The organism is Syntrophomonas sp. UBA5494 (assembly GCF_002426325.1).
This window is the reverse complement of sequence record NZ_DIPG01000139.1, coordinates 12,142-12,629: the sequence shown is the minus strand read 5'-3', so window position 1 is coordinate 12,629 and position 488 is coordinate 12,142. Positions and strand designations below refer to the sequence as shown.

Sequence of the window (488 nt, the reverse complement as noted above, 5' to 3'; positions counted from 1 at the left end):
TCACCCACATTGTCACCTACATTATCTGCGATAGTGGCCGGATTGCGTGGATCATCCTCCGGAATTCCTGCTTCAACTTTTCCAACCAGGTCTGCTCCCACATCAGCCGCTTTGGTAAAAATACCACCGCCGATTCTGGCAAAGAAAGCTATCAATGAAGCACCGAAAGCAAAACTATTGATAATAACCGGAGACTTGAAAATAATAAACAGGGCGGAGACCCCTAAAAGTCCCAATCCTGCCACCGATAATCCCATAACGGAACCAGCCTGAAAGGATACCTTCAGGGCTTTTTCCAGGCCATGGGAACGGGCAGCTTCAGCTGTTCTTGCGTTGGAGCGGGTGGTACTGGTCATACCTATATAACCGGCCAAGGCCGAACATAACGCTCCCACAATAAAGGAAATTGCGGAAGCCGGGCCAACCGGCAGATGGGAACCGGGCTGGGTATGAATAAAATATTCAGCTACCCACAAGATAACAAATAT

General features: G+C 48.8%; 1 protein-coding gene. It reads right to left on the bottom strand.

Features of this window, described 5'->3' with window-relative positions:
• A partial coding sequence (locus tag B3W37_RS15595) for a sodium/proton-translocating pyrophosphatase (protein WP_483176360.1) occupies nucleotides 1-488 on the bottom strand: 488 nt, incomplete at both ends.